Origin of the sequence: Pseudomonas azotoformans, from assembly GCF_001579805.1 — a bacterium.
Lineage (GTDB): Bacteria > Pseudomonadota > Gammaproteobacteria > Pseudomonadales > Pseudomonadaceae > Aquipseudomonas > Aquipseudomonas azotoformans_A.
On record NZ_CP014546.1, the window covers coordinates 3,201,348 to 3,227,825 of the forward strand.

Below are 26,478 nucleotides of genomic sequence, written 5' to 3' on the forward strand. Positions count from 1 at the left end.
ACAGGAGCGACCAACGTGAGCCGCCTTCTACTGAATTGCGACATCGGCGAAAGCTTCGGCAACTGGACTATGGGTCTGGACGCCGAGGTCATGCCGTTCATTGATTGCGCCAACGTGGCGTGCGGCTTCCATGCCGGCGACCCGAGCATCATGCGCAAGACCGTCAGCCTGGCACTCAAGCATGGCGTGCAAGTCGGTGCGCACCCGGCGTACCAGGATCTGCAAGGTTTCGGCCGTCGCTCCATGGCCTACACCCCCCAGGAAATCCAGGACCTGCTGAACTACCAGATCGGCGCCCTCGACGGCATCTGCCGGGCGCAAGGTGGGCGGGTCAGCTATGTGAAGCCCCACGGCGCGATGTACAACGACATGATGGCCAAGCCCGCTCAATTGCGCGCGGTGATCCAGGCTGTGGCAGCTTACGGCGACCTGCCGCTGATGTTGCTGGCAACCCGCGACAACAGCGCAGCGCAGGCCTTGGGCGATGAATATGGCGTCACCCTGTGGTTCGAAGCCTTTGCCGACCGCGCCTACGACAATAAGGGCCACCTGGTCTCGCGGCAGTTGCCCGGCGCCGTGCACCACGATGCCGACACCATCCTGCAGCAAGCCCTGACCATTTCCAGGGGGGAAGCGCTGACCGCCAGCGACGGCAGCTCGCTGGTCCTGCAAGCCAACACGCTGTGCGTGCATGGGGACAACGCCAGCTCGATCGCCGCCGTACAGCGCATCCGCGAGGCATTGAAGCCAGCATGAAGCCACGGATTGAAGTGGTGGCCATCGACTGCCTGATGGTGCGTCTGTTTGATGCAATCGCCGAAGCCAACATGCCCTGGATGCTCGCCGCCACCCAGCGCTTGCGCAGCGGTTTCGGCGCGGCTTTGGTCGACCTGGTGCCGTCCTACACCACCTTGATGGTGCATTACGACCTCAGCGCATTGAACCCGGCCCAGGCACGGGAATTGATCGACCAGGCCCTGACCGACCTGCAGCCGCACACCCAGGGCAGCGGCCAGTGCCACGTGCTGCCGGTGTGGTACGACCTGAGCGTCGGCCCCGAACTGAGCCTGCTCAGCCAGCGCAGCGGGCTAAGCGTCGATGACGTGATCCGCCGGCACAGCGCCCACGAATACCAAGTGTTCGCCCTCGGCTTCGCCCCCGGTTTTGCCTTTATGGGCCTGGTGGATGAAGTCCTCGCCGCGCCACGCCTCAACACCCCGCGCAAACGCGTGGCGGCGGGCAGCGTCGGCATTGCCGAACGGCAAACTGCGGCCTACCCGGTGGTCTCGCCGGGCGGCTGGAACCTGATCGGCCGCACCCCGGCCAAGTTGTTCGACCGTGAGCGCGACGGTTATAGCCTGATGCAGCCCGGCGACACGGTACGCTTCGAACCCGTCGATCACGCGCAATTCATCAAACTGGGTGGCGATGACACGCCGTTGGAGGCGCAGGCATGAGCCGCTTGATCATTGAGGCCAGCACACCGCTGTGCCTGTTGCAGGATGCCGGCCGCTTTGGCGTGCGTCACCTGGGCGTAACCCAGGGCGGCGCGCTGGATTGGGTGTCGATGTCCTGGGCCAACTGGCTGCTGGGCAATGCACTGGACGCGCCGGTGGTGGAAATCACCCTGGGCGGCTTTACCGTGCAGGCCGAGGATTATTGCCTGCTGGCCCTGGCCGGTGCGGACTTGGGTGCTTATATCGACGAACGCGCCATCAGCCCAGGCCGCAGTTTTATCCTGCAAAAGGGCCAGCGTTTGCGTTTTACCCAGCCATTCAGCGGCGCGCGGGCCTATCTGGCGGCGCCGGGCGGGTTCGATGCGCCGGATGTGCTGGGCAGTTGCGCCACCGTTGTGCGTGAGGAACTGGGCGGTGTGGACGGTTTCGGTAAGGCACTGGTCGAAGGTGGGCGCTTGGCGTATTCCGGCGTCGGCGGCGCAATGAAAGTGCTGAATGATCCAGGCCTGGCCAAAACTGCATTGGACGTGATTGTCGGTGCCCAGATCGGCCAGTTCAGTGGGCAAAGCCTGTTCGATGCGTTCAACACCGAATGGACCCTCGACAGCCGCGCCGACCGCATGGGCATGCGTCTGCTGGGCACGCCGTTGCAGTATCAGGGGCCTTCACTGATTTCCGAAGGCATTCCGCTGGGGGCGATCCAGGTGCCGCCGGATGGGCAGCCGATTGTGTTGCTTAATGACCGGCAGACCATTGGCGGTTATCCGCGTCTTGGAGCGTTGACGCCGTTGTCGCTGGCGCGGCTGGCGCAGTGCCTGCCGGGGGAGAAGGTGCGGCTGGCGCCGGTGGTGCAGGAGACTGCGCATCGCCAGCACATCGACTTTTTGCAGCGCTTTTTGAATGGGTGAAACCTGTGGCGAGGGAGCTTGCTCCCGTTGGGGCGCGTAGCGGCCCCCCGGCATTGGGCCTGCTGCGCAGACCAACGGGAGCAAGCTCCCTCGCCACAAAACAGCAACGCTATTTCGAGAGAAAGCGCATCCCTTCTTCCAACCCCCGCAACGTCAGCGGATACATCTGATCCTCCACCAACTCCCGCACAATCCCCGTTGACGCGGTATACCCCCAGGTGTCCTTCGGGTACGGGTTTATCCAGATCAGCTTCTTGTACTTGGCCATGAAGCGCTGCATCCACACATACCCCGGCTCCTCATTCCAATGCTCGACGCTGCCGCCGGCCTGGGTGATTTCATACGGCGCCATCGACGCATCGCCGATAAAAATCACTTTGTAATCCGCGCCGTACTTGTGCAGCAGGTCCTGGGTCGAGGTGCGCTCGGAGGTGCGGCGCTGGTTGTTCTTCCACACCGACTCGTACACAAAGTTATGGAAGTAGAAGTACTCCAAATGCTTGAACTCGGTCTTGCACGCGGAGAACAGCTCTTCGCAGATCTTCACGTGGGCATCCATCGAGCCGCCGATATCGAACAGCAATAGCAGCTTGATGGTGTTGCGCCGCTCCGGGCGCATCTGAATATTTAGCAAGCCGGCATCGCGGGCGGTGTGGTCGATGGTGCCGTCGATATCCAGCTCTTCCGCCGCGCCCTGGCGCGCAAATTTGCGCAGGCGGCGCAGGGCGATCTTGATATTACGCGTGCCCAGTTCAACCTGGTCGTCGAGGTTCTTGTACTCGCGCTGGTCCCACACCTTAACGGCCTTGCCCTGGCGCTTGCCGGCGTCACCGACACGGATGCCTTCCGGGTTGTAGCCGCCGGAGCCGAACGGGCTCGTGCCGCCGGTGCCGATCCACTTGTTTCCGCCGGCGTGACGTTCCTTCTGTTCTTCCAGGCGTTTCTTGAATTCCTCGATGAGTTTGTCGAGGCCACCAAGAGACTGGATCTGCGCGCGTTCCTCATCGGTCAGCGAACGTTCGAATTCCTTGCGCAGCCAGTCTTCGGGGATCAACGCCTGCAGGTGGTCGTCGAGTTTTTCCAGGCCATTGAAGTAAGCGCCGAAGGCCCGGTCGAACTTGTCGAAATGTCGCTCGTCCTTGACCAGGATCGCCCGGGCCAAGTAGTAGAACTCGTCCATGTCGGCGAAGGTCACGCGCATTTTCAGCGCGTTGATCAGGTCGAGCAGCTCGCGCACCGACACCGGCACCTTGGCGGCGCGCATTTCATTGAACAGGTTGAGCAGCATCAGCGGTTACCGCGACGGCTCATGAACGCCAGACGCTCCAGCAACTGCACGTCCTGCTCGTTCTTCACCAACGCACCGGCCAGCGGCGGGATGGCCTTGGTCGGGTCACGTTCGCGCAGCACGGCTTCGCCGATGTTGTCGGCCATCAGCAGCTTGAGCCAGTCGACCAGTTCGGAGGTGGAGGGTTTTTTCTTCAGGCCCGGTACTTTGCGCACGTCGAAGAACACGTCCAGCGCTTCGCTGACCAAATCCTTCTTGATGTCGGGGTAATGCACATCGACGATCTTTTGCAGGGTGGTGCGGTCGGGGAAGGCGATGTAGTGGAAGAAGCAGCGGCGCAGAAAGGCGTCCGGCAGCTCCTTTTCGTTGTTGGAGGTAATGATGATGATCGGGCGTTTCTTGGCCTTGATGGTCTCGTCGATTTCGTAGACGTAGAACTCCATCTTGTCGAGTTCTTGCAGCAGGTCGTTGGGGAACTCGATGTCGGCCTTGTCGATTTCATCGATCAGCAGGATCACCCGCTCTTCGGATTCGAAGGCTTCCCAGAGCTTGCCCTTTTTCAGGTAGTTGCGCACGTCGTGCACCTTGTCCACGCCCAACTGCGAGTCGCGCAGGCGGCTGACCGCGTCGTACTCGTACAGGCCCTGATGCGCCTTGGTGGTGGACTTGATGTGCCAGGTGATCAGCTTGGCGCCGAAGGACTCGGCCAATTGCTCGGCGAGCATGGTCTTGCCGGTGCCGGGCTCGCCCTTGACCAGCAACGGCCGCTCCAGGGTAATGGCGGCGTTGACGGCCAGTTTTAGGTCATCGGTAGCCACATAGGCCTGGGTGCCTTCGAACTTCATCGGTGTTTCCTCGCATTCATCAATGCCCGGACTATACCGCGCAGCCCCGGCGACTGTGAACGCAGGCGGCTTATTCAGTCTCTGAATGACCAGTCACCTTCAGTCCGCCGAGGGTTTGGGTTGTTCATAGCGCGCATTGAACGCCTGGATGAAGCCGTTGCGCAAAATCGCCAAAAACGCGGAGAACGCGCTGACATTTTGCTGATGCACGCTGCCACTGAGTTCCACCCGGGTGGCGAACTGGTTTTTCGCCTGGTTTTTCAGCACGGTCTCGCTGGCGCCGACCACCGCCTCCCAGATCGAGCGGAAGATGTTCTTGTCTTTGTTTTCCACGTCCTGCTGCCAGTCGAAGACTTCGACGTCGCGCAGCAGCGGTTTGATATAGCCGGTCAACTGGCCTTTTTCCGCCTGGGCTTCGATCACCACGTCGCCGGTGCCGGCCTTGAAGTCGAATTTGCCGTAGGCCGAGGCGAAGTCATTCATGCGCTTGAGCTGCAAGTCTTTGGCGCGGAAACGGAATTCGAAGTTCTCGAAATTGCTCAGCGGGTCAAAGGTGGCTGTGGCTTCCAGCGGCGCCTGGCCTTGCAGCAGCGCCTTGCCCTCGAAGCGGGCGTCGCGCTTGCCTTTGACATCGACCACGTTGGTCAGGTTATAGAAGCTGGCGTTGACCTCGGTGGCATTGATGTTGACCGGTGGTTTGGAGCTGAAGTTATGGAAGGCGATCTTGCCGTCTTCGATGCGCACTTCGTCGAGGGTGATAGGGGCCAGCTTGCTCAATTGCTCGCGCCAGTCGGTGCCTTTACCGGTCTGGGACGCCTGCTTGTTGGCGCCGCCGTCGACGAAGTTCACCTCGGGGTTGATAAAACGCACCTTGGCCACCACCGCATGGTCGTACCACAACGAGTGCCAGCTCACCGCGAGGTCGATCAGCGGCGCCTTGACGAACGGTACGGGCACCTTGCCGTCGACCTTGATGATCTCCAGGCCGTTGATCTTGTACGCGCCGCGCCACAGGGCCAGGTCTACATCCGTGACGTGGCCGCGGTAGTCGCCCATGTTGGCGAGCTTGTCATTCAAGTAGTTACGCACCAGGTAGGGCAGGGCGATGCTCAGGGCGACCAGTACCACCAGCAATCCGGCGACGGTCCATAGTGGCCAGCTGTAGCGACGTTTCATGGGTAGGGTCCTCTGTCCGTATAGGGGATGGACTGTTGCGAAGGGCGCAACGTTCCTCCGACTGGACGCTTTGCGGCACGAGGCATACCCTTGTGGCCTTCCTTGAATCGACCCATAGGACCCGTCATGAGCCGCATCTTTGCAGACAACGCGCACTCCATCGGTAACACGCCCCTGGTTCAGATCAACCGGATCGCACCGCGTGGTGTGACCATCCTGGCCAAGATCGAAGGGCGTAACCCAGGCTACTCGGTGAAATGCCGCATTGGCGCAAACATGATCTGGGACGCTGAAAGCACCGGCAAACTCAAGCCGGGCATGACCATTGTCGAACCCACCTCCGGCAACACCGGCATCGGCCTGGCATTCGTCGCCGCCGCCCGTGGCTACAAGTTATTGCTGACCATGCCGGCGTCCATGAGCATCGAGCGACGCAAGGTACTCAAGGCCCTCGGCGCTGAACTCGTACTGACCGAGCCAGCCAAGGGCATGAAGGGCGCGATCGAAAAAGCCGGCGAAATCGTTGCCAGCGCCCCGGCCACCTACTTTATGCCAGCCCAGTTCGAAAACCCGGCCAACCCGGCGATCCATGAAAAAACCACCGGTCCGGAAATCTGGAACGACACCGATGGCGCCGTGGACGTGCTGGTGGCGGGCGTGGGCACCGGCGGCACCATCACGGGTGTTTCGCGCTATATCAAGAACATTGCGGGCAAGCCGATCCTGTCGGTGGCTGTCGAGCCGATCGTGTCGCCGGTGATCACCCAGGCGCTGGCCGGTGAAGAGATCAAGCCCAGCCCGCACAAGATCCAGGGCATCGGCGCCGGTTTTGTGCCGAAGAACCTCGACCTGTCGATGGTTGACCGCGTGGAACTGGTGACCGACGACGAGTCCAAGGCCATGGCCCTGCGGCTGATGCAGGAAGAAGGGATTCTGTGTGGCATCTCCTGCGGCGCCGCGATGGCCGTGGCGGTGCGCCTGGCCGAGAAACCGGAGATGCAGGGCAAGACCATCGTGGTGATCCTGCCGGACTCCGGTGAGCGCTACCTGTCGAGCATGCTGTTCAGCGATTTGTTTACCGAGCAAGAAAACCAGGCTTGATGTATGTCAGCGCCCATACCTTAGGCCTTCTGCATAATGACCCAACTGTTTATCATGGCCGGCTGCTACGTCTGCTGTTGGCCAGGCGCTTATTTCCAGGAGTTGCTGCATGACCTTTTCTTTGGCCGCCAAACTGTCCGTGCTGGCGTTGTTTATCGGCAGCACGTTGTATGTGCACCTGCGCGGCAAGGCGCGTTTGCCGATGTTGCGCCAGTTCGTCAACCATTCGGCGCTGTTCGCCCCGTATAACGCCTTGATGTACCTGTTCTCGGCTGTGCCGTCCAAGCCGTACCTGGACCGCAGCAAGTTCCCCGAACTGGACGTGCTCAAGGACAACTGGGAAGTGATCCGCGAAGAGGCCATGCACCTGTTCGACGAGGGTTACATCCGCGCCGCCGAAAAGAACAACGACGCCGGTTTCGGCTCGTTCTTCAAGAAGGGCTGGAAGCGTTTCTACCTCAAGTGGTACGACAAACCCCTGCCATCGGCCGAGGCGCTGTGCCCGAAAACCGTGGCGCTGGTGAGCAGCATTCCCAATGTCAAAGGCGCGATGTTCGCGCTGTTGCCGGGCGGCAGCCACCTCAACCCGCACCGCGACCCGTTCGCCGGTTCCCTGCGCTATCACCTGGGTTTGTCCACGCCGAACTCCGACGACTGCCGCATCTTTGTCGACGGCCAGGTGTACGCCTGGCGTGACGGTGAAGACGTGATGTTCGACGAAACCTACGTGCACTGGGTCAAGAATGAAACCGAGCAGACCCGTGTAATCCTGTTCTGCGACATCGAGCGCCCCCTGAGCAACCGCGTGATGACCCGCGTCAACCGTTGGGTCAGCAAGCAACTGGGTCGCGCCACTGCACCGCAGAACCTGGATGACGAGCGCGTGGGCGGGATCAACCAGGCGTACGCCTGGAGCAAGACCTTCAGTGACAAGTTCAGCGGTGTGGTCAAGCAGTGGAAGCGCAAGCATCCGAAGGCTTACCGCATTGCGCGGCCGGTGCTGGCGGTGGTGGTGCTGGTGCTGTTGTGGAAGTGGTTGTTCGGCTGATTGATTCGATTAAATAGGAGCCCGGCAAGCCGGGCTCCTATAGCTTACGAGGCGATCAGCTGGCGAAGCACATAGTGCAAGATGCCCCCGGCCTTGAAGTATTCCACCTCATTAAGCGTGTCGATCCGGCACAACACCTCGACCTTCTCCGTACTCCCATCCTCCCGCGTAATCACCAGCGTCAGGTTCATCCGCGGCACGATCTCCACGTCGGTCAGCCCGAGAATGTCGATCTTCTCCTTCCCGGTCAGCTTGAGCGTCTTGCGGCTCTGATCCAGCTTGAACTGCAACGGCAGCACGCCCATGCCCACCAGGTTGGAGCGGTGGATCCGCTCGAAACTCTCGGCGATCACCGCCTTGACGCCCAGCAGGTTGGTGCCCTTGGCTGCCCAGTCGCGGCTGGAACCGGTGCCGTATTCCTGGCCGGCGACCACCACCAAGGGCGTGCCCGAGGCCTGATACTTCATCGACGCGTCATAGATCGCCATCTTCTCGCCGGTGGGGATATACAGCGTATTACCGCCTTCCTCGCCGCCGAGCATTTCATTGCGGATACGGATATTGGCAAAGGTGCCGCGCATCATCACTTCATGGTTGCCCCGGCGCGAGCCGTAGGAGTTGAAGTCGCGCGGTTCCACGCCTTGTTCGCGCAGGTAGCGACCGGCGGGGCTGTCGGTCTTGATATTGCCGGCCGGGGAGATGTGGTCGGTGGTCACCGAGTCACCCAGCAACGCCAGTACGTTGGCGCCTTTGACGTCTTTGATCACCGGCAGCGGCCCGGCAATGTCGTCGAAGAACGGCGGGTGCTGGATATAGGTCGAATCCTTTTGCCAGACGTAGGTGGCGGCCTGTGGCACTTCAATGGCTTGCCACTGCTCGTCACCGGCGAACACCTCGGCGTATTCCTTGTGGAACATACCGGTGCTGACCTGGGCCACGGCATCCGCGATTTCCTTGCTGCTGGGCCAGATGTCCTTGAGGTACACCGGCTTGCCGTCTTGGTCATTCCCCAGCGGTTCACTGCTGATATCGATGCGCACGGTGCCCGCCAAGGCATACGCCACCACCAGCGGCGGCGAAGCCAGCCAGTTGGTTTTCACCAGCGGGTGCACGCGGCCTTCGAAGTTGCGGTTGCCCGACAGCACCGACGCCACCGCAAGGTCGGCTTTCTGGATGGCTTTTTCGATCGGCTCGGGCAGCGGGCCGGAGTTGCCGATGCAGGTGGTGCAGCCGTAGCCCACCAGATCAAAGCCGAGCTTGTCCAAGTACTGGGTGAGGCCTGCCGCCTTGTAGTAGTCGGTGACCACTTTGGAGCCTGGCGCCAAGGAGGTCTTGACCCAAGGCTTGCGCGTCAGGCCCTTTTCCACGGCCTTTTTCGCCACCAGCCCGGCCGCCATCATCACGCTGGGGTTGGAGGTGTTGGTGCAGGAGGTGATTGCGGCGATCACCACCGCGCCGTTTTTCAGGCGATAGGTCTGGCCGTCGTACTCATAGTCGGTTTCGCCCACCAGGTCGGCATTGCCCACGGCAACTCCGCCGCCGCCTTCGCTTTCCAGGCGGCCCTCTTCTTTGTTGGTGGGTTTGAATTGCAGGTCGAGAAAATCACTGAAGGCCTGGCCGACATTGGGCAGTGCCACGCGGTCCTGCGGGCGTTTCGGCCCGGCCAGGCTGGCTTCGACACTGCCCATGTCCAGGGCCAGGCTGTCGGTAAACACCGGCTCCTGGCCGGCGTTGCGCCACAGGCCCTGGGCCTTGGTGTAAGCCTCGACCAGTTTCACGGTTTCGGTAGGACGGCCGGAGAGGCGCAGGTAGTCCAGCGTTACCTCATCCACCGGGAAAAAGCCGCAGGTGGCGCCGTATTCCGGGGCCATGTTGGCGATGGTGGCACGGTCGGCCAACGGCAGGTCGGCCAGGCCGTCGCCGTAGAATTCGACGAATTTACCCACCACGCCTTTTTTGCGCAGCATCTGGGTCACAGTCAGCACCAAGTCAGTGGCAGTAATGCCTTCTTTCAATTTACCGGTGAGCTTGAAGCCGATCACTTCCGGGATCAGCATCGACACCGGCTGGCCGAGCATCGCCGCTTCCGCTTCGATCCCGCCCACGCCCCAGCCGAGTACGCCGAGGCCGTTGATCATGGTGGTGTGGGAGTCGGTGCCGACCAGTGTGTCCGGGAAGGCATAGGTGCGGCCGTCTTCGTCCTTGGTCCACACGGTGCGGCCGAGGTATTCGAGGTTGACCTGGTGGCAGATGCCGGTGCCCGGTGGTACTACGCTGAAGTTGTCAAAGGCGCTCTGGCCCCAGCGCAGGAAGGCGTAGCGTTCGCCGTTGCGCTGCATTTCGATGTCGACGTTCTGCTCGAAGGCGTCGGCGTTGCCGAACTTGTCGACCATCACCGAGTGGTCAATCACCAGGTCCACGGGCGATAGCGGGTTGATGCGCTGCGGGTCGCCCCCGGCCTTGGCCACGGCGGCGCGCATGGCGGCCAGGTCGACCACGGCGGGTACGCCGGTAAAGTCTTGCATCAACACTCGAGCGGGGCGGTACTGGATCTCACGGTCGGACTGGCGTTCCTTGAGCCAGGCGGCAATGGCCTTGAGGTCGGCGCCGGTGACGGTCTTGTTGTCTTCCCAGCGCAGCAGGTTTTCCAGCAGCACCTTCAGCGACATCGGCAGCTTGTCCAGGTCACCCAGGCTCTTGGCGGCTTCGGGCAGGCTGAAGTAGTGGTAGGTTTTGCTGTCTATTTCAAGGGTCTTAAGGGTTCTCAGGCTATCAAGCGATGACATGACACGACTCCTTATGGTCCGCACGGCTACGGACCTGACGGGACGAACAGAGCTATCAACTTAGCCCTGTTTTCATTAGCAGGCTAATAACTGGACTCTATCGTTAAGTCCAAGGTTCCGAACTCCGTTATCATGCGCGGGTTTTCATGACAGGCATTGCGACAGCGCAACGTCAGTTGATTCACTTGGAGAGTTGATGAACACCCTTTTTATGCACTGCCGTCCCGGTTTTGAAGGCGAAGTCTGTTCCGAGATCGCGGACCTCGCCGCGCGCCTGAACGTTTCCGGCTACGCCAAGGCCAAGACCGGCAGCGCCTGCGCCGAATTTGTCTGCACCATCGAGGACGGCGCCCAGCGCCTGATGCACGGCCAGCGCTTTGCCGAGCTGATCTTTCCTCGGCAGTGGGCGCGGGGGGTGTTCATCGACCTGCCGGAAACCGACCGCATCAGCGTGATCCTCGCTCACCTGCGCGAGTTCCCGGTGTGCGGCAGCCTGTGGCTGGAGATGGTCGACACCAACGACGGCAAGGAACTGTCCAATTTCTGCAAGAAATTCGAAGTGCACCTGCGCAAAGCCCTGCTGAACGCCGGCAAGCTGGTGGACGACCCGAGCAAGCCGCGCCTGCTGCTGACCTTCAAGAGTGGCCGCGAAGTCTTTATGGGCCTGGCCGAGTCGAACAACTCGGCGATGTGGCCGATGGGTATCCCGCGCCTCAAGTTCCCCCGCGAAGCACCCAGCCGTTCGACCCTCAAGCTGGAGGAGGCCTGGCACCACTTCATTCCCCGCGACCAGTGGGACGAGCGCCTGCACGGCGACATGACCGGCGTCGACCTCGGTGCAGCGCCCGGCGGCTGGACCTGGCAACTGGTCAACCGCGGCATGCTGGTGACTGCCATCGACAACGGCCCGATGGCCGAAAGCCTGATGGACACTGGCCTGGTGCAGCACTTGATGGCCGACGGTTTCACCTTCGTGCCCAAGCAGCCGGTGGACTGGATGGTCTGCGACATCGTCGAAAAGCCGGCGCGTAACGCCGCGCTGCTGGAAACCTGGATCGGCGAAGGGCATTGCCGCGAGGCGGTGGTGAACCTGAAGCTGCCGATGAAGCAGCGCTACGCCGAAGTGAAGCGCCTGCTGGAACGCATCGAAGAGGGGTTCAAGGCGCGCGGCATCCGCGTGGAGATCGGCTGCAAGCAGCTGTATCACGACCGTGAGGAAGTGACCTGCCATTTGCGTCGGTTGGTGGATGTGAAGAAAACCAAGGCCCGGTAGACTGGCGGCCAGTTTCAGGAGTAGATCATGAGCGATATTTTCGACAGCGCCGTCGACGGCACCCTAGATGCAACAGGCTTGAATTGCCCGGAACCGGTGATGATGCTGCACCAGCACATCCGCGACCTGCCGCCCGGCGGCTTGCTCAAGGTGATCGCGACCGACCCGTCCACGCGCCGCGATATCCCCAAGTTCTGCGTGTTCCTTGACCACGAACTGGTGGATCAGCAGGAGCAGGCCGGTACGTACCTGTACTGGATCCGCAAGAAGTCCGCTTAAACCCGCGCCTTGTCGGCGCGGATACGCCGGCGTGCACTGCGCGCCAGGCGCACCAGCAACATCCCCGCCGCACAGCTCAGGCCCACGATCAGCCCTTGCCACAAGCCGCTTGGGCCGCTCGGCTCGCCCAGCCAATTCGTCAGGCCCAGGGCGTAACCCACCGGCAGGCCAACGCCCCAGTATGCGAACAGCGTCAGCACCATGGTCACTCGGGTGTCCTGGTAGCCACGCAGTGCGCCAGCTGCCGTCACCTGGATCGAGTCGCTGAACTGGAACAGCGCTGCAAACACGATCAACGTCGACGCCAGGTGAATGACCACCGGGTCCGGGGTGTAGATCGCCGCAATCTGCTCGCGAAATAGCAGCATCAGGCTGCAGGACAGGCAGGCGTAGGCCAGCGCCGTGCCCATGCCGACACCGGCGGCAAAGCGGGCGTCACGCGGTTCCCCACGCCCCAGCGCCTGGCCCACGCGCACGGTGACGGCCATGCTCAAGGAGTACGGGATCATGAACACCATGGAACTGATGTTCAGCGCGATCTGATGACCGGACACCACGGTGGCGCCCAAGCCACCGAGCAGCAGGGCGATCACTGCAAAAATGCTCGACTCGGCAAAGATCGCCACGCCAATCGGCAAGCCAATGCCCAGCACGCGCTTGATCACTGCCCATTGCGGCCAATCGAAGCGCTTGAACAACTCGCTGCTCTGGTAGGCCGGCCCCCAGCGGGTCCAGCCGGCCAGGCCGAGCATCATCGCCCACATCGAAATGGCCGTGGCCCAGCCGCAGCCTACGCCGCCCATGGCCGGCAGGCCGAGGTGACCATAGATGAAGATGTAGTTCAGTGGAATGTTCAGCGCTAGGCCGAAGAGGCCCATGACCATGCTCGGCAGCGTGCGGCCCAGGCCGTCACTGAAGCAGCGCAGCACGTAATAGAACGCAATGGCCGGCATACCGGCGGCGATGCCATGCAAGTAACCCATGGTGGGCGCGATCAGGTCCGGCTCCACCTTCATTGCATGCAGGATCGGTTCGGCGCAGAGCAGCAGCAGTGAGCCGATGATGCCGACCATCAAGGCCAGCCACAGTGATTGACGCACCAACGGCCCGATCTCGCGGTACTGGCCCGCGCCGTAGCGTTGCGCGACTTTCGGCGTGGTGGCCAGCAGCGTACCGCTCATCAGCAGGTAGACCGGGATCCAGATCGAGTTGCCCAGGCCCACCGCCGCCAGGTCCTGTGGGCTGACGCGGCCGGCCATCACCGCATCGACAAAACTCATCGCGGTGGTGGCCAGTTGGCCGACCATGATCGGCAGGGCGAGCGTCAGCAGGCCGCCGACTTCCCGGCTGATGCGGGCGGGGCGGCTGAGGGTGGCAGTTGCAGTGTTCACGTACAGGTGTCCAATAAAGGGAAGCGCGAGGACGGCGGATTCTACGCTTTGACGCACTGGTCAGGAAAAAACCTGTGTTAGGGATTTGTAAGCGCGGGCTGTGATCCCTGTACACTGCGGGTCCGCGAAAGGAGCCTGCCATGCTGATTGTTGCCGACGAAAATATTCCGCTGCTCGATGCATTCTTCCAGGGATTTGGCGAGATTCGCCGCGTGCCCGGCCGTTCCATCGACCGCGCCACGGTCGAGCAGGCCGACGTGTTGCTGGTGCGCTCGGTGACCAACGTCAACCGCGCCCTGCTGGAGGGCACGAAAGTGCGCTTCGTCGGCACCTGCACCATCGGCACCGACCACCTGGACCTCGATTACTTCAAGCAGGCCGGCATCCAATGGTCCAGCGCCCCCGGCTGCAATGCCCGTGGCGTGGTGGATTATGTGCTGGGTAGCCTGATGACTCTGGCGGAAATCGAAGGTGCCGACCTCACTCAGCGCACCTATGGCGTGGTCGGGGCCGGCGAAGTCGGCGGGCGGCTGGTCAAGGTGCTCAAGGGCCTGGGCTGGAACGTGCTGGTGTGCGATCCGCCACGGCAGATTGCCGAAGACGGCGATTACGTCAGCCTGGAGCAGGTCATCGAGCAATGCGATGTAATCAGCCTGCACACACCGCTGACCAAGTCCGGCAACGGTTCCACCTGGCATTTGTTCGATCGCCAGCGGCTCAACCAACTCAAGCCAGGCACCTGGCTGATCAACGCCAGCCGTGGCCCGGTGGTGGACAATGCCGCCCTGCGCGAGGTGCTGCTGGCGCGCGAAGACCTGCAAGCGGTGCTGGACGTGTGGGAGGGCGAGCCTGAAGTGGACGTGGACCTGGCAGACCTGTGCGTGCTGGCCACGCCGCATATCGCCGGTTACAGCCTGGACGGCAAGCAACGCGGCACGGCGCAGATCTATCAGGCGTTTTGCGCGCACCTGGGGCAGGAACCGAGCATTCAGTTGAGTGACTTGCTGCCGCCGCCGTGGTTGGCTGAGGTGCAGTTGAATGCGTCCACCGACCCTGCCTGGGCGCTGGCGACCCTGTGCCGCAGCGTGTACGACCCGCGCCGTGATGATGCGGATTTCCGGCGTAGTCTGGTGGGAACAGTGGAAGAACAGCGTAAGGCGTTTGACCTGCTGCGCAAGAACTACCCGGAGCGCCGCGAGATTGATGGCTTGAAGGTGCGTATCAACGGTGAATCGGCGGCGCTGTCGAACATCATCAGCGCATTGGGCGCGGTGAGCGTTTAGACCCCCATAAAAAACCCGGCCACCTGGGCCGGGTTTGAAAGAGCGTCGGCGCTTCAGCCTTGCTGGGCAGGCTTGACCAGTTTTTCGTCCAGTTCGCGGCAGGCTTGCTGGATCATTTCCTCGGTGATCGTCACTTCCTCGCCCTTGGCGTTGATATACGAGCAAGGCAACTGCTGTGGCTGACGGATCACGTTAACGTTGGCATCGCTGCTGTTCTGCAAGGTCATGGCCTGTCTCCTCATCAGGTTGTGTACCCATTCTGCTTATCACTCTAAGCCGCCCGCGTGACCAGGCTGTTACAACTCCTTTCAAAGTCACCGGTTCGAATACCCAGTCGACCAGAAACCGATACAAATTTCCAGCCAGGGGTTAGACCGATAGCCTCTAGGGTTAGGTATCGGCGGGCATAATTAACCTGACTCATTGTTATTTACCCAAGTTCCCCCAATGTTGAGGACAGGTTCCTCATTGGTGATGCCCTCCATGTTCTCAGTCCGTCAACGCCGCGCGATCCGTCTGGCCAGCCGCTTCATCGCCCCCTACCGCTGGCAGGCGCTCGGCGCCCTGTTGGCGCTGATCGTCACGGCCGGCATCACTTTGTCCATGGGGCAGGGCATTCGCCTGCTGGTGGACCAGGGTTTCATGACCCAATCCCCGCACTTGCTCAACCAGTCCATCGGCCTGTTCATGATCCTGGTGCTGGGTCTGGCGGTGGGCACGTTTGCGCGGTTCTACCTGGTGTCTTGGATCGGCGAGCGCGTAGTGGCGGATATTCGTCGGCAAGTGTTCAACCACTTGATCTATCTGCATCCGGGCTTTTACGAGAACAACCGCAGTTCGGAGATCCAGTCGCGACTGACCACCGACACCACCTTGCTGCAGTCGGTAATCGGCTCATCGCTGTCGCTGTTCCTGCGTAATGCGTTGATGGTCATCGGTGGCATCGTGCTGCTGTTTGTCACCAACCCCAAGCTCACCAGCATCGTGGTGGTGGCGTTGCCGTTGGTGCTGGCCCCGATACTCATCTTCGGCCGCCGGGTGCGCACGCTGTCACGGCAAAGCCAGGACCGCATCGCCGATGTGGGCAGCTATGTGTCTGAGACGCTCGGCCAAATCAAGACCGTGCAGGCCTACAATCACCAGGTGCAGGACGAACAGCGTTTCGCCGTGACCGTGGAAGACGCCTTCACCACCGCGCGCAAGCGCATCACCCAACGCGCCTGGCTGATTACCCTGGTGATCATGCTGGTGCTCGGTGCCGTGGGCGTGATGCTGTGGGTCGGCGGCATGGACGTGATCAGCGGGCGTATTTCCGGCGGCGAGCTGGCGGCGTTCGTGTTCTACAGCCTGATCGTCGGCAGCGCGGTCGGCACCCTGAGCGAAGTGCTCGGTGAGTTGCAACGCGCCGCCGGGGCGGCCGAGCGCATTGGTGAGTTGTTGCAGTCGAGCAACGAGATCCAGGCGCCGAGCGCAGGCACCGTCCAATTGCCCGCCCGCGTCAGCGGCCGCATGGAGCTGCAAGACCTGCGTTTTTCCTATCCCTCACGGCCGGACAGCTACGCCATCGACGGCCTTGACCTGACCATCAATCCCGGCGAAACCCTCGCGTTGGTGGGCCCCTCCGGCGCGGGTAAATCGACGATTTTCGACCTGTTGTTGCGCTTCTACGACCCCCAGCAAGGCCGCATCCTGCTCGAAGGCCATCCGCTCACCGAGCTCGACCCCATGGACCTGCGCCGTCACTTCGCCCTGGTGTCCCAGAGCCCAGCGCTGTTCTTCGGCAGCGTCGAAGACAACATCCGTTACGGCAACCCAACCGCCACCCAGGAACAGGTCGAAGCCGCTGCTCGCATCGCCCATGCCCACGACTTCATCCTGCAAATGCCCGATGGCTACCAGACTCACTTGGGCGACGGCGGCATGGGCCTTTCCGGCGGCCAACGCCAACGCCTGGCCATCGCCCGCGCGTTGTTGGTGGACGCGCCGATCCTGCTGCTCGACGAAGCTACCAGCGCCCTTGATGCCCAGAGTGAACACCTGATCCAGCAAGCGCTGCCGCAATTGATGCAAGGGCGCACCACCCTGGTGATCGCCCATCGACTGGCCACGGTGAAAAACGCCGACAGGATCGCGGTGATGGACCAGGGCAAGTTAGTGGCTGTGGGTACGCATCAGCAGTTGATTGCGAGCAATGCGTTGTATGCAAGACTGGCGGCGTTGCAGTTCAGTGATGGACTTGAAGAACACGCATCACACTAACGTACAGTCCATAAAAAATGCCCGCATTTCTCAATGCGGGCATTTCTCTTGAAGCTTCAAACTTAACGCTTGAAGCTGCTCTTGTTACTGATCATCAAAATATCGCTCATGCCAATCCACCAACGGCTGTGGCGAGTTGAGCTTCTGCCCGTAGATCACCGAATAAGACAGCACGTTCTGCACATACTGGCGGGTTTCATCGAACGGGATGCTTTCCACCCACACATCGAAACTCAGGTGGTCCGCGCCACGCAGCCACTGGCGCACGCGGCCGGGGCCGGCGTTGTAGGCGGCGGAGGCGAGCACGCGGTTGCCGTTGAACTGGCTATGCACCTGGCTCAGGTACGCGGCGCCGAGCTGGATGTTCTTGTCCGGGTCCAGTACCTGGGCCGGGGAGGCCAGGGGGATGCTGAACTTGCGCGCGGTTTCCTTGGCAGTGCCGGGCATCAGTTGCATCAGGCCGCTGGCACCGACGCCGGAGCGGGCGTCGTCCATGAAGGCACTTTCCTGGCGGGTAATCGCGAACACCCAGCTCGAATGCAGGCCGCGCACCTTGGCTTCACGCACCAGGGTGTCGCGGTGGGCCATCGGGAAACGGATGTCCAGGTCATCCCAGTACTGCGCCTGGCTGATGGTGCGGATCGCCGGGAAATACCATTTCATGTCATACGCCAACTTGGCCTGGGCGACCATCTCGTCACGGTTGAAGTGACGGCTCACGTGGTACCACTCGCGACGACCATCCACTACTTGGCCACGGGCATAGAATTCCAGCGCACGGCGCACGCCCGGCGTGTTGCGCACCTTGTTGACCAGCGCCTGGCTCATCAGCAGCGGTTTGTTCTTCAACTGATACGGGGCTTTGGAGCGATCCGCCGCAAGGAAACCGTAGAAGTCACGCTCTTGTGCCAGGTTCTTGTACAACACCAGCGCTTGCGGGTTTTTCGGCTCGGCCAGTTCCAGGCTGCGGGCCTGCCAGTAGCGCCAGCGGTTGGTGGTCGCCAGGTCTTGTGGGAGTTTGCGGGTCAACTGGTAGGCGTCTTCCCAGCGCGCCAGGCGCAACAGCAGACGCAGGCGCCATTCGGAGACGGTGTTGTCGCGCAGTTCTGGGTCGTATTTGGTCATCACCTCAAGGGCGCGCGGGTCGTAGCGCTTGGCCAACGTCAGGCCGATTTCACGGGCGATCGACACTTTTTCGTCACGGGAGAAGTGCATGCTGCTGGCGTAGCCGTCGAGCAGGGCCATGGCCTTGTCCGGATCCTGGCGGGCCAGGCGACGCAAGCCCAGGCCCACGGCGTCAGACATGGCCTCGGTGGCTGGCAGGAAGCGTGACGGGTCACTGAGCATGTCGGGCTTTTGCGCCACGTCCACCATCAGGCGGCCTTGAGCGCCGAGGGTGGGCAAGGTTTTCACCAGGCTGTTGGCGAGTGCGTAGTTGCGCGCTTCGGCGGCGAGCTTGGTGCGGTCCCAGATCTTCTGTTCGGTGAGCTGACCGTCAGCCGCCCATTGGCCGAAGGTGGCATCGCAGGCAGCCGGTTGAGACTTGCCGGTCATCCAGAGCTTTTCGGTGGTCTTGTAGCCTTCGGCTTTCAGGTTGTGGGTGAGCTGGTACTGGCCATGCAGGCAGTCCAGCTCGACGAAATTGAGCTTGGCGTCGTAGTACTTTTCAAAAGTCTGCCAATCGCCGCGGTCGGCCAACCAGCGCAACCAGCGCAGTTTCATCCAGTTGGCCTGGGGCAGGTCACCGTTTTTGGCCAGGAACTGCTCGATTTCCTGGTTGCTCGCGGTTTTCAGGCGCGCCGTCAGTTCGTCGTAGGCCAGGTACGGTGTCAGCGGGTAATCGGCCAGGGCCTGGCTGTATTGCATATACGGGCCGGTATCGCCTTTGGCCAAGGCGCGTTTGGCTTCATCGTAATATTGACGTTGGGTGGTGAGGTCCACGGCCTGGGCGGATTGAATGGCGGTGGCGGAAAGAAGCAGACAAGATAAAAAGTTGAAAAGGCGACTGCGCATGAGACGTCCGTGCAGAGAAATCACGACTAGCATCGGCACCGCCGACACTGATTGCCCCTAGCTTAGCCTTTTGCCCGACGCAGACGAAAGCTTTGCTGGGCGGTTCGTTCAAGTTCGTTGGAAATGTCCTACAGAACGTGTCGGCAGCGAAAATGCCAGCCGCATCCCACCCCTAACTCAGGTAGAATGCGCGCCCAGTTTTTGGAGAAGCGTATGACCCTGCTCAAATTCAGCGATGTGTCCCTTGCTTTCGGCGCTATGCCGTTGTTGGACAAGGTGTCCTGGCAGATCGCCCGTGGTGAGCGGGTGTGCATCATCGGCCGCAACGGCACCGGCAAATCCAGCATGATGAAGCTGGTCAAAGGCGACCAGAAGCCCGATGACGGCTCCGTATGGCGCGCGCCGGGCCTCAAGATCGGCGAATTGCCGCAAGAATTGCCGGTGGCCGACGGACGGACAGTGTTCGACGTGGTTGCCGAAGGCCTCGACGGCGTCGGCGCACTGCTCGCCGAATACCATCACCTGGCGCAGAACTGCGTCACCGAAGATGACCTGAACAAGTTGATGCACGTTCAGCAAGACCTCGAAGCCCGTGATGGCTGGCGCTTGCAGCAACTGGTCGACAGCACCTTGAGCCGCCTGCAACTGCCGGCCGACAAGACCCTCGCCGAGTTGTCCGGCGGCTGGCGTCGTCGTGTGCTGCTGGCCCAGGCCCTGGTGTCCGAGCCGGATCTGCTGCTGCTCGACGAACCGACCAACCACTTGGACATTGGCGCGATTGCCTGGCTGGAAGAAGCCCTCAAGGAATTCCAGGGCGCCGTGCTGTTCATCACGCACGACCGTTCCTTCCTGCAGAACCTGGCCACCCGCATTCTTGAACTGGACCGTGGCGGCCTGATCGACTGGAACGGCGACTACGCCAGCTTCCTGGTACACAAGGAAGCCGCGCTGGCTGCCGAAGAAACCGCCAACGCGCTGTTCGACAAAAAGCTGGCCCAGGAAGAAGTCTGGATCCGCCAGGGCATCAAGGCCCGCCGCACCCGTAACGAAGGCCGCGTACGCGCCCTGAAAGCCCTGCGTGTCGAGCGCAGCGAACGCCGCGAGCGCACCGGCAAGGCGAATATCCAGCTGGACACCGCCGACAAGTCGGGCAAGCAAGTGATGGTGCTGGAGAACGTCAGCTTCCATCACCCGGACGGCCCGTTCCTGATCAAGGACTTCTCCATGGTCCTGCAGCGCGGCGACCGTATCGGCCTGCTCGGCGCCAACGGCACCGGCAAAACCACCTTGCTCAAGCTGATGCTCAGCGGACTGCAGCCGACCAGCGGCACCGTGGAAGAAGGCACGCGCATTGACGTGGCCTACTTCGACCAGTTGCGCCACCAGCTGGACCTGGAAAAAACCGTGATCGACAACGTTGCCGAAGGCCGCGACTTTATCGATATCGACGGCCAGAGCCGCCACGTCCTCAGCTACCTGGGCGACTTCCTGTTCAGCCCGCAGCGTGCACGTACGCCGGTGAAAGCCTTGTCCGGTGGTGAGCGTGCGCGCCTGCTGCTGGCCAAGCTGTTCAGCAAGCCGGCCAACCTGCTGGTGCTCGACGAACCGACCAACGACCTCGACGTGGAAACCCTCGAGCTGTTGGAAGAAGTGCTGTTGACCTTCAATGGCACTGTGCTGATGGTCAGCCACGACCGGGCATTCCTCGACAACGTGGTCACCAGCACCCTGGTCTTCGAAGGCGAAGGCAAGGTGCGTGAATACGTCGGTGGTTACCAGGACTGGCTGCGCCAGGGCGGCTCGCCGCGCCTGCTGGGCGTGACCGAGAGCAAGTCCGGCAAGGCCGACTTGAACTCGGCGGTGGTGACCCCGGTGGCCGCTGCTGCGCCTGTCCAAGAAGCTGCGCCTTCGGCCAAAAAGAAGCTCAGCTACAAGCTGCAGCGCGAGCTGGAAGCCTTGCCAGGTGATATCGACGCCAAGGAACAGCAGATTGCCGCTGTAGAAGCGGACATGGCTGACGCGGGTTTCTACCTGCGTCCGGCGGCAGAAACCGCCAAGGTCATCGCTTCCCTGGAGAAACTGAACCAGGAGTTGGAAGTGCTGGTTGAGCGCTGGGCCGAGTTGGATGCCTGATTGACCCGCCAGCCATAAAAAAGCCCGGCCTCACTGATGTGAGTGCCGGGCTTTTCGTATCGGTTTACTTGGCGTCTTTGACCAGCTTCACCGCCAGCACATCGCACGGCGCACCGTGTAGCACATCATTGGCGGTGGAACCGAGCAGCAACGCCAGCCCGTGACGGCCATGGCTGCCGACCACGATCAGGTCGCAACCCTTTTCCTTGGCCAGATGGTGGATTTCCTGGCGCGGTTGGCCGTAGGTGAGGTGGCAGTCTTCCTTTTTCAAGTGCGGGTATTTGAGAATCAAGCGGTCAAGGCGCTCTTTGGCCTGGTCAAACTGCTGTTGCTGCAACTGGGAAAGGTCCATCGGCACGTCACCGCCAAAGGCCATGGCCATGGGCTCGACGATATGCACCAGCGACAGTATGGCGCCATTGGCCAATGCAGACTCCTGCGCGCGCTTGATCACTGGATCGCACTCTTCGGTCAGATCAACAGCGACCAGAATATGTTGGTAGGGCATGAGGCGTTCCTCCAAGGGACTGCAATAAGTTCAGTATGGCTGCTTTCAAGCGGATGGGGTTGCGTCAGGTCAAATCCGCTCATCTAGAAATTCGGGAGTACACATATGACGGTCTGGATAGTGGTGTCAATCCTTGTGGTGGTTCTGAGCCCTCTGGCATGGCTGCGCCCGTCGCGCCATCAGAGCGGGCGCATGGCCCTGCGCATGGAGGCACGCCGCATCGGCCTGGCCATGCAGTTGTCGCCCCAGGAGTGGCCGCATTGGCTCAAGCAAGAGCCGCCGAGCCCGTGCGCGCAGTATTGCCGGCCACGGCGCGGCAGCACGCCGGCGATCTGGAGTTACTGGCAGCTGGAGCCCGGGGTCTGGGTGAATCAGTGGCGCGAAGTCTGTGTCGATGAAAAGTTGTTGCCGCATTTTGCGACGCTGCCGGACAACGTCTACAAGGTCGAAGCCGACAAGCAGATGATCGCCTTGTATTGGGGCGAGAAGGGCGAGGCGAGCGTGTTGAAGGCTATTGATACACTGCTCAAGGCCCTGGCCTGAATCGCAGGCAATAAAAAGCCCGACATCATCATCGGGCTGGAGTTGGCCAGGCAGGCCGGTAATTCTGGTGTTTCGCGCGTCGGATGTTCATCCAGACGCTTTACGGTTGCGGCTAGCCTAGCCGCATATTCCGGTCTGTACAGTCTTTTTCCACATCTTTTGCATTATTGATTTCGTGAATAGTTGAATATTGACGAGTCGTGGGCTTAGGGTTGGGGTTCTGAAATGACTGGAAAGTCGCGTTTTTCCTAGCCTTTCGAGCGATTGACAATTGCCCGGAATTGGATGAAGGTGGCGTACCCAAATCAAACGGGCGTATGAATTGAGCGTTTGTCTGTCAGACGACTCATACAGAATCCCGACTATCGCATTGGCGGGTGTGCCTGGCGGATTGGCATGAGCATTGACGCAACTGTCAGTGTCCAACCAGAGGCCAGCGTCCAGTGTGTACTGTTCAGCTTCCATATCGTGGAGATCAGTTGATGATTTACGAAGGTAAAGCCATCACGGTTAAGGCTCTTGAAAGTGGCATCGTCGAACTGAAATTCGACCTCAAGGGTGAGTCCGTCAACAAGTTCAACCGTCTAACCCTGAATGAACTGCGTCAGGCCGTAGACACCATCAAAGCAGATGCTTCGGTCAAGGGCGTGATCGTTTCCAGCGGCAAGGACGTGTTTATCGTCGGCGCTGACATCACCGAATTCGTCGACAACTTCAAGCTGCCCGATGCCGAGCTGGTGGCTGGCAACCTCGAAGCCAACAAGATTTTCAGCGATTTTGAAGACCTCAACGTACCGACCGTCGCCGCGATCAACGGCATCGCGTTGGGCGGCGGCCTGGAAATGTGCCTGGCGGCTGACTTCCGCGTCATGTCGGCCACGGCCAAGATCGGCCTGCCTGAAGTCAAACTGGGCATCTACCCAGGTTTCGGCGGCACCGTACGCCTGCCGCGCCTGATCGGTGCCGACAACGCCATCGAGTGGATTGCCGCTGGCAAGGAAAACCGTGCTGAAGACGCGCTGAAAGTCGGTGCTGTCGACGCTGTGGTTGCCCCGGACAAACTGGCCGAAGCCGCACTGAACCTGATCAAGGGCGCCATCAGCGGCGAATTTGACTACAAGGCCAAGCGTCAGCCGAAGCTGGAAAAACTCAAGCTCAACGCCATCGAACAAATGATGTCGTTCGAAACCGCCAAAGGTTTCGTGGCTGGCCAGGCCGGCCCGAACTACCCGGCACCGGTTGAAGCGATCAAGACCATCCAGAAAGCCGCGAACTTCGGTCGCGACAAAGCCCTGGAAGTGGAAGCGGCTGGCTTCGTCAAACTGGCGAAAACCTCCGCAGCCCAGAGCCTGATCGGCCTGTTCCTGAACGATCAGGAACTGAAGAAAAAGGCCAAGGCCTACGACGAAATCGCCAAGGACGTGAAACAGGCAGCCGTACTCGGCGCCGGTATCATGGGCGGCGGTATCGCCTATCAGTCGGCGTCCAAAGGCACGCCGATCCTGATGAAAGACATCAACGAGCACGGCATCGAGCAAGGCCTGGCAGAAGCCGCCAAGCTGCTGGTCGGCCGCGTGGATAAAGGTCGCATGACCGCCGCGAAAATGGCTGAAGTGCTTAACGGCATTCGTCCTACGCTGTCCTACGGCGATTTCGGCCACGTCGACCTGGTGGTCGAAGCGGTTGTCGAGAACCCGAAGGTCAAGCAAGCCGTACTGGCTGAAGTGGAAGCCCAGGTTAAAGACGACACCATCCTGGCGTCCAACACCTCGACCATTTCCATCTCGCTGCTGGCCAAGGCCCTCAAGCGTCCGGAAAACTTCGTCGGCATGCACTTCTTCAACCCGGTGCACATGATGCCGCTGGTGGAAGTGATCCGTGGCGAGAAGTCCAGCGAGCTGGCGGTTGCCACCACCGTTGCCTACGCCAAGAAAATGGGCAAGAACCCGATCGTGGTCAACGACTGCCCGGGCTTCCTGGTCAACCGCGTGTTGTTCCCGTACTTCGGTGGTTTCGCCAAGTTGGTCAGCGCCGGCGTGGACTTCGTGCGCATCGACAAAGTCATGGAAAAATTCGGCTGGCCAATGGGCCCGGCGTACCTGATGGACGTGGTCGGCATCGACACCGGCCACCACGGTCGCGACGTCATGGCTGAAGGCTTCCCGGACCGCATGAAAGACGACCGCCGTTCGGCGATCGACGCGCTGTACGAGGCCAAGCGCCTGGGCCAGAAGAACGGCAAGGGTTTCTACGCCTACGAGGCCGACAAGAAGGGCAAGCAGAAGAAAGTGGCCGACCCGTCGGTGCATGAAGTGCTGGCTCCGGTCATCTACGAACAGCGTGAGGTGTCGGACGAAGACATCATCAACTGGATGATGATCGCCCTGTGCCTGGAAACCGTGCGTTGCCTGGAAGACGGCATCGTCGAGACCGCCGCCGAAGCCGATATGGGCCTGGTGTACGGTATTGGTTTCCCTCCATTCCGTGGTGGTGCGCTGCGTTACATCGACTCGATCGGTGTGGCCGAGTTCGTTGCCCTGGCTGATCAATACGCTGATTTGGGCCCGCTGTACCACCCGACCGCGAAGCTGCGTGAAATGGCCAAGAACGGCCAGCGCTTCTTCGGTTAAGTGCCCAGACGACTAGAGCGAGAATATTTATGAGCTTGAATCCAAGAGACGTCGTGATCGTCGACTTCGGTCGTACGCCGATGGGCCGCTCCAAGGGCGGCATGCACCGCAACACCCGTGCCGAAGATATGTCGGCACACCTGATCAGCAAACTGCTGGAACGCAACGTCAAGGTCGACCCGAACGAAGTCGAAGACGTGATCTGGGGCTGCGTCAACCAGACCCTGGAGCAGGGCTGGAACATTGCGCGCATGGCGTCGCTGATGACCCAGATCCCGCACACCGCCGCCGGCCAGACTGTGAGCCGCCTGTGCGGTTCGTCGATGAGCGCGCTGCACACGGCCGCCCAGGCGATCATGACCGGCAACGGTGATGTGTTCGTGGTCGGTGGCGTGGAGCATATGGGCCACGTCAGCATGATGCACGGCGTCGATCCTAACCCGCACATGTCGCTGTACGCGGCGAAAGCCTCGGGCATGATGGGCCTGACTGCGGAAATGCTTGGCAAAATGCACGGTATTACCCGCGAAGCCCAGGACGCGTTCGGCCTGCGTTCCCACCAGCTCGCCCACAAGGCGACCGTGGAAGGCAAGTTCAAGGATGAAATCATCCCGATGAACGGTTATGACGAGAACGGTTTCCTGAAACTGTTCGACTACGACGAAACCATTCGTCCGGACACCACCCTGGAAAGCCTGGCGGCGCTCAAGCCGGCGTTCAATCCAAAGGGCGGCACCGTGACTGCCGGTACTTCGTCGCAAATCACCGACGGTGCTTCGTGCATGATCGTGATGTCGGCGCAACGTGCCCAGGACCTGGGCATCCAACCGCTGGCTGTGATCCGTTCGATGGCCGTGGCGGGTGTGGACCCGGCAATCATGGGCTATGGTCCTGTACCGGCCACACAAAAAGCCTTGAAGCGCGCGGGCCTAACCATCAACGACATCGACTTCTTCGAGCTCAACGAAGCTTTCGCCGCACAGGCCTTGCCCGTGCTGAAAGATTTGAAAGTACTCGACAAGATGAATGAGAAGGTTAACCTGCACGGCGGCGCGATTGCTCTGGGCCACCCATTCGGTTGCTCCGGTGCGCGTATCTCCGGCACTTTGCTTAACGTGATGAAGCAAAATGGCGGCAACCTTGGGGTTGCAACCATGTGCATTGGTCTCGGCCAAGGCATTTCCACCGTCTTCGAACGCGTCTAAGCGTTGGGTTGACGGAAGCCGGGGCCCAGTGCCCCGGTTTTTGTTTTTGGGTGGTTTTGTATTTTTTTTTTTTAACAAATTTTGTAAGAGGGCCAGAGCATGAAAGTCGAACCAGGGCTCTACCAGCATTATAAAGGTCCGCAGTACCGTGTTTTCAGTGTGGCGCGCCACTCCGAGACCGAAGAAGAAGTGGTGTTCTACCAAGCACTGTATGGCGATTACGGCTTTTGGGTGCGCCCGTTGAGCATGTTTGTGGAGACCGTCGAAGTTGACGGCGAGCAGGTCCCGCGCTTTGCTTTGGTCCAGGCCGAACCCAGTCTTTTTTCAGGGCAATAACGGCAGGTCGCGCAGA

General features: G+C 61.0%; 22 protein-coding genes. 14 read left to right on the forward strand and 8 right to left on the reverse strand.

Annotated features, from left to right (window positions below):
• Positions 1 to 15 precede the first annotated feature (15 nt).
• Genes AYR47_RS14935 through AYR47_RS14945 form a run of 3 tightly spaced genes read left to right on the forward strand, consistent with a single transcriptional unit; the run spans position 16 to position 2,365 of the window.
• Positions 16 to 756 carry a 5-oxoprolinase subunit PxpA gene (locus AYR47_RS14935; protein ID WP_061435723.1) on the forward strand — a complete coding sequence of 247 codons (741 nt, stop codon included), beginning with the start codon at positions 16 to 18 and terminating at the stop codon, positions 754 to 756.
• On the forward strand, positions 753 to 1,457 hold the full coding sequence (pxpB, locus tag AYR47_RS14940; protein ID WP_033902595.1) for a 5-oxoprolinase subunit PxpB: 705 nt from the start codon (positions 753 to 755) through the stop codon (positions 1,455 to 1,457). The genes AYR47_RS14935 and pxpB overlap by 4 nt, the downstream gene beginning before the upstream one ends.
• Positions 1,454 to 2,365 (forward strand): biotin-dependent carboxyltransferase family protein, encoded by a 912-nt coding sequence (locus tag AYR47_RS14945; protein ID WP_061435725.1) that lies wholly within the window; start codon positions 1,454 to 1,456, stop codon positions 2,363 to 2,365. The genes pxpB and AYR47_RS14945 overlap by 4 nt, the downstream gene beginning before the upstream one ends.
• A gap of 109 nt (positions 2,366 to 2,474) precedes the next feature.
• On the opposite strand, the gene AYR47_RS14950 is transcribed toward AYR47_RS14945, so the two are convergent.
• From AYR47_RS14950 to AYR47_RS14960, 3 genes are all read right to left on the reverse strand, one after another.
• A complete protein-coding gene (locus tag AYR47_RS14950; RefSeq protein WP_016975243.1) occupies positions 2,475 to 3,653 on the reverse strand; it encodes a vWA domain-containing protein in 1,179 nt (392 codons plus the stop codon).
• Positions 3,653 to 4,498, reverse strand: coding sequence for an AAA family ATPase (locus AYR47_RS14955; RefSeq protein WP_003210690.1), 846 nt, complete (start codon positions 4,496 to 4,498; stop codon positions 3,653 to 3,655). Before AYR47_RS14955 ends, AYR47_RS14950 begins: the two co-directional genes overlap by 1 nt.
• Positions 4,499 to 4,597: 99 nt before the next feature.
• Positions 4,598 to 5,674 carry a DUF748 domain-containing protein gene (locus tag AYR47_RS14960; protein ID WP_061435726.1) on the reverse strand — a complete coding sequence of 359 codons (1,077 nt, stop codon included), beginning with the start codon at positions 5,672 to 5,674 and terminating at the stop codon, positions 4,598 to 4,600.
• A gap of 126 nt (positions 5,675 to 5,800) precedes the next feature.
• On the opposite strand from AYR47_RS14960, the gene cysK reads away from it, so the two are divergent.
• The gene (gene cysK / locus AYR47_RS14965) at positions 5,801 to 6,775 is read left to right on the forward strand and encodes a cysteine synthase A (protein ID WP_061435728.1); all 975 of its coding nucleotides are present in this window, start codon (positions 5,801 to 5,803) and stop codon (positions 6,773 to 6,775) included.
• Between the two features lie 109 nt (positions 6,776 to 6,884).
• On the forward strand, positions 6,885 to 7,823 hold the full coding sequence (locus AYR47_RS14970) for an aspartyl/asparaginyl beta-hydroxylase domain-containing protein (protein ID WP_033902591.1): 939 nt from the start codon (positions 6,885 to 6,887) through the stop codon (positions 7,821 to 7,823).
• Positions 7,824 to 7,867: 44 nt separating this feature from the next.
• On the opposite strand, the gene acnA is transcribed toward AYR47_RS14970, so the two are convergent.
• The gene (acnA, locus tag AYR47_RS14975; protein ID WP_061435730.1) at positions 7,868 to 10,609 is read right to left on the reverse strand and encodes an aconitate hydratase AcnA; all 2,742 of its coding nucleotides are present in this window, start codon (positions 10,607 to 10,609) and stop codon (positions 7,868 to 7,870) included.
• A 196-nt stretch (positions 10,610 to 10,805) separates the two neighbouring features.
• Between acnA and rlmM the strand changes: the two genes are divergently transcribed.
• Positions 10,806 to 11,882, forward strand: a complete 1,077-nt coding sequence (gene rlmM, locus AYR47_RS14980) for a 23S rRNA (cytidine(2498)-2'-O)-methyltransferase RlmM (RefSeq protein ID WP_061435732.1) — start codon at positions 10,806 to 10,808, stop codon at positions 11,880 to 11,882.
• A gap of 27 nt (positions 11,883 to 11,909) precedes the next feature.
• Complete coding sequence (tusA, locus tag AYR47_RS14985; protein WP_038846538.1) at positions 11,910 to 12,161, forward strand: sulfurtransferase TusA; 252 nt, start codon at positions 11,910 to 11,912, stop codon at positions 12,159 to 12,161.
• Here the strand turns inward: tusA and AYR47_RS14990 are convergent.
• On the reverse strand, positions 12,158 to 13,552 hold the full coding sequence (locus AYR47_RS14990) for an MATE family efflux transporter (RefSeq protein ID WP_033902588.1): 1,395 nt from the start codon (positions 13,550 to 13,552) through the stop codon (positions 12,158 to 12,160). The genes tusA and AYR47_RS14990 overlap by 4 nt on opposite strands.
• A gap of 140 nt (positions 13,553 to 13,692) precedes the next feature.
• On the opposite strand from AYR47_RS14990, the gene pdxB reads away from it, so the two are divergent.
• Entirely contained in the window at positions 13,693 to 14,835 is a 1,143-nt protein-coding gene (gene pdxB, locus AYR47_RS14995) for a 4-phosphoerythronate dehydrogenase PdxB (protein WP_061435734.1), read from the forward strand.
• A 53-nt stretch (positions 14,836 to 14,888) separates the two neighbouring features.
• Here the strand turns inward: pdxB and AYR47_RS32695 are convergent, their stop codons facing one another.
• Positions 14,889 to 15,062 (reverse strand): PA1571 family protein, encoded by a 174-nt coding sequence (locus AYR47_RS32695; RefSeq protein ID WP_033902586.1) that lies wholly within the window; start codon positions 15,060 to 15,062, stop codon positions 14,889 to 14,891.
• Positions 15,063 to 15,309: 247 nt separating this feature from the next.
• Here AYR47_RS32695 and AYR47_RS15000 point away from each other — a divergent pair, with 247 nt between their 5' ends.
• Positions 15,310 to 17,094: an ABC transporter transmembrane domain-containing protein gene (locus tag AYR47_RS15000; protein WP_162240133.1), complete on the forward strand. Its 1,785-nt coding sequence runs from the start codon at positions 15,310 to 15,312 to the stop codon at positions 17,092 to 17,094.
• An 84-nt stretch (positions 17,095 to 17,178) separates the two neighbouring features.
• On the opposite strand, the gene AYR47_RS15005 is transcribed toward AYR47_RS15000, so the two are convergent.
• Positions 17,179 to 19,107 carry a transglycosylase SLT domain-containing protein gene (locus AYR47_RS15005; protein ID WP_061435735.1) on the reverse strand — a complete coding sequence of 643 codons (1,929 nt, stop codon included), beginning with the start codon at positions 19,105 to 19,107 and terminating at the stop codon, positions 17,179 to 17,181.
• A 213-nt stretch (positions 19,108 to 19,320) separates the two neighbouring features.
• On the opposite strand from AYR47_RS15005, the gene AYR47_RS15010 reads away from it, so the two are divergent.
• Positions 19,321 to 21,240 (forward strand): ATP-binding cassette domain-containing protein, encoded by a 1,920-nt coding sequence (locus tag AYR47_RS15010; RefSeq protein WP_033902583.1) that lies wholly within the window; start codon positions 19,321 to 19,323, stop codon positions 21,238 to 21,240.
• Between the two features lie 64 nt (positions 21,241 to 21,304).
• Here AYR47_RS15010 and AYR47_RS15015 read toward each other — a convergent pair whose 3' ends face one another.
• Positions 21,305 to 21,748 carry a universal stress protein gene (locus AYR47_RS15015; RefSeq protein ID WP_033902582.1) on the reverse strand — a complete coding sequence of 148 codons (444 nt, stop codon included), beginning with the start codon at positions 21,746 to 21,748 and terminating at the stop codon, positions 21,305 to 21,307.
• Between the two features lie 105 nt (positions 21,749 to 21,853).
• On the opposite strand from AYR47_RS15015, the gene AYR47_RS15020 reads away from it, so the two are divergent.
• The 4 genes from AYR47_RS15020 to AYR47_RS15035 all read left to right on the forward strand — a co-directional run bounded on the left by AYR47_RS15020 (position 21,854) and on the right by AYR47_RS15035 (position 26,462).
• Entirely contained in the window at positions 21,854 to 22,291 is a 438-nt protein-coding gene (locus tag AYR47_RS15020) for a hypothetical protein (protein WP_028619415.1), read from the forward strand.
• Between the two features lie 482 nt (positions 22,292 to 22,773).
• Positions 22,774 to 24,921, forward strand: a complete 2,148-nt coding sequence (gene fadB, locus AYR47_RS15025) for a fatty acid oxidation complex subunit alpha FadB (protein ID WP_028619416.1) — start codon at positions 22,774 to 22,776, stop codon at positions 24,919 to 24,921.
• A gap of 29 nt (positions 24,922 to 24,950) precedes the next feature.
• Positions 24,951 to 26,126, forward strand: a complete 1,176-nt coding sequence (fadA, locus tag AYR47_RS15030) for an acetyl-CoA C-acyltransferase FadA (protein ID WP_016975260.1) — start codon at positions 24,951 to 24,953, stop codon at positions 26,124 to 26,126.
• 99 nt (positions 26,127 to 26,225) lie between these two features.
• On the forward strand, positions 26,226 to 26,462 hold the full coding sequence (locus tag AYR47_RS15035) for a DUF1653 domain-containing protein (protein ID WP_028619417.1): 237 nt from the start codon (positions 26,226 to 26,228) through the stop codon (positions 26,460 to 26,462).
• Positions 26,463 to 26,478: the final 16 nt, after the last annotated feature.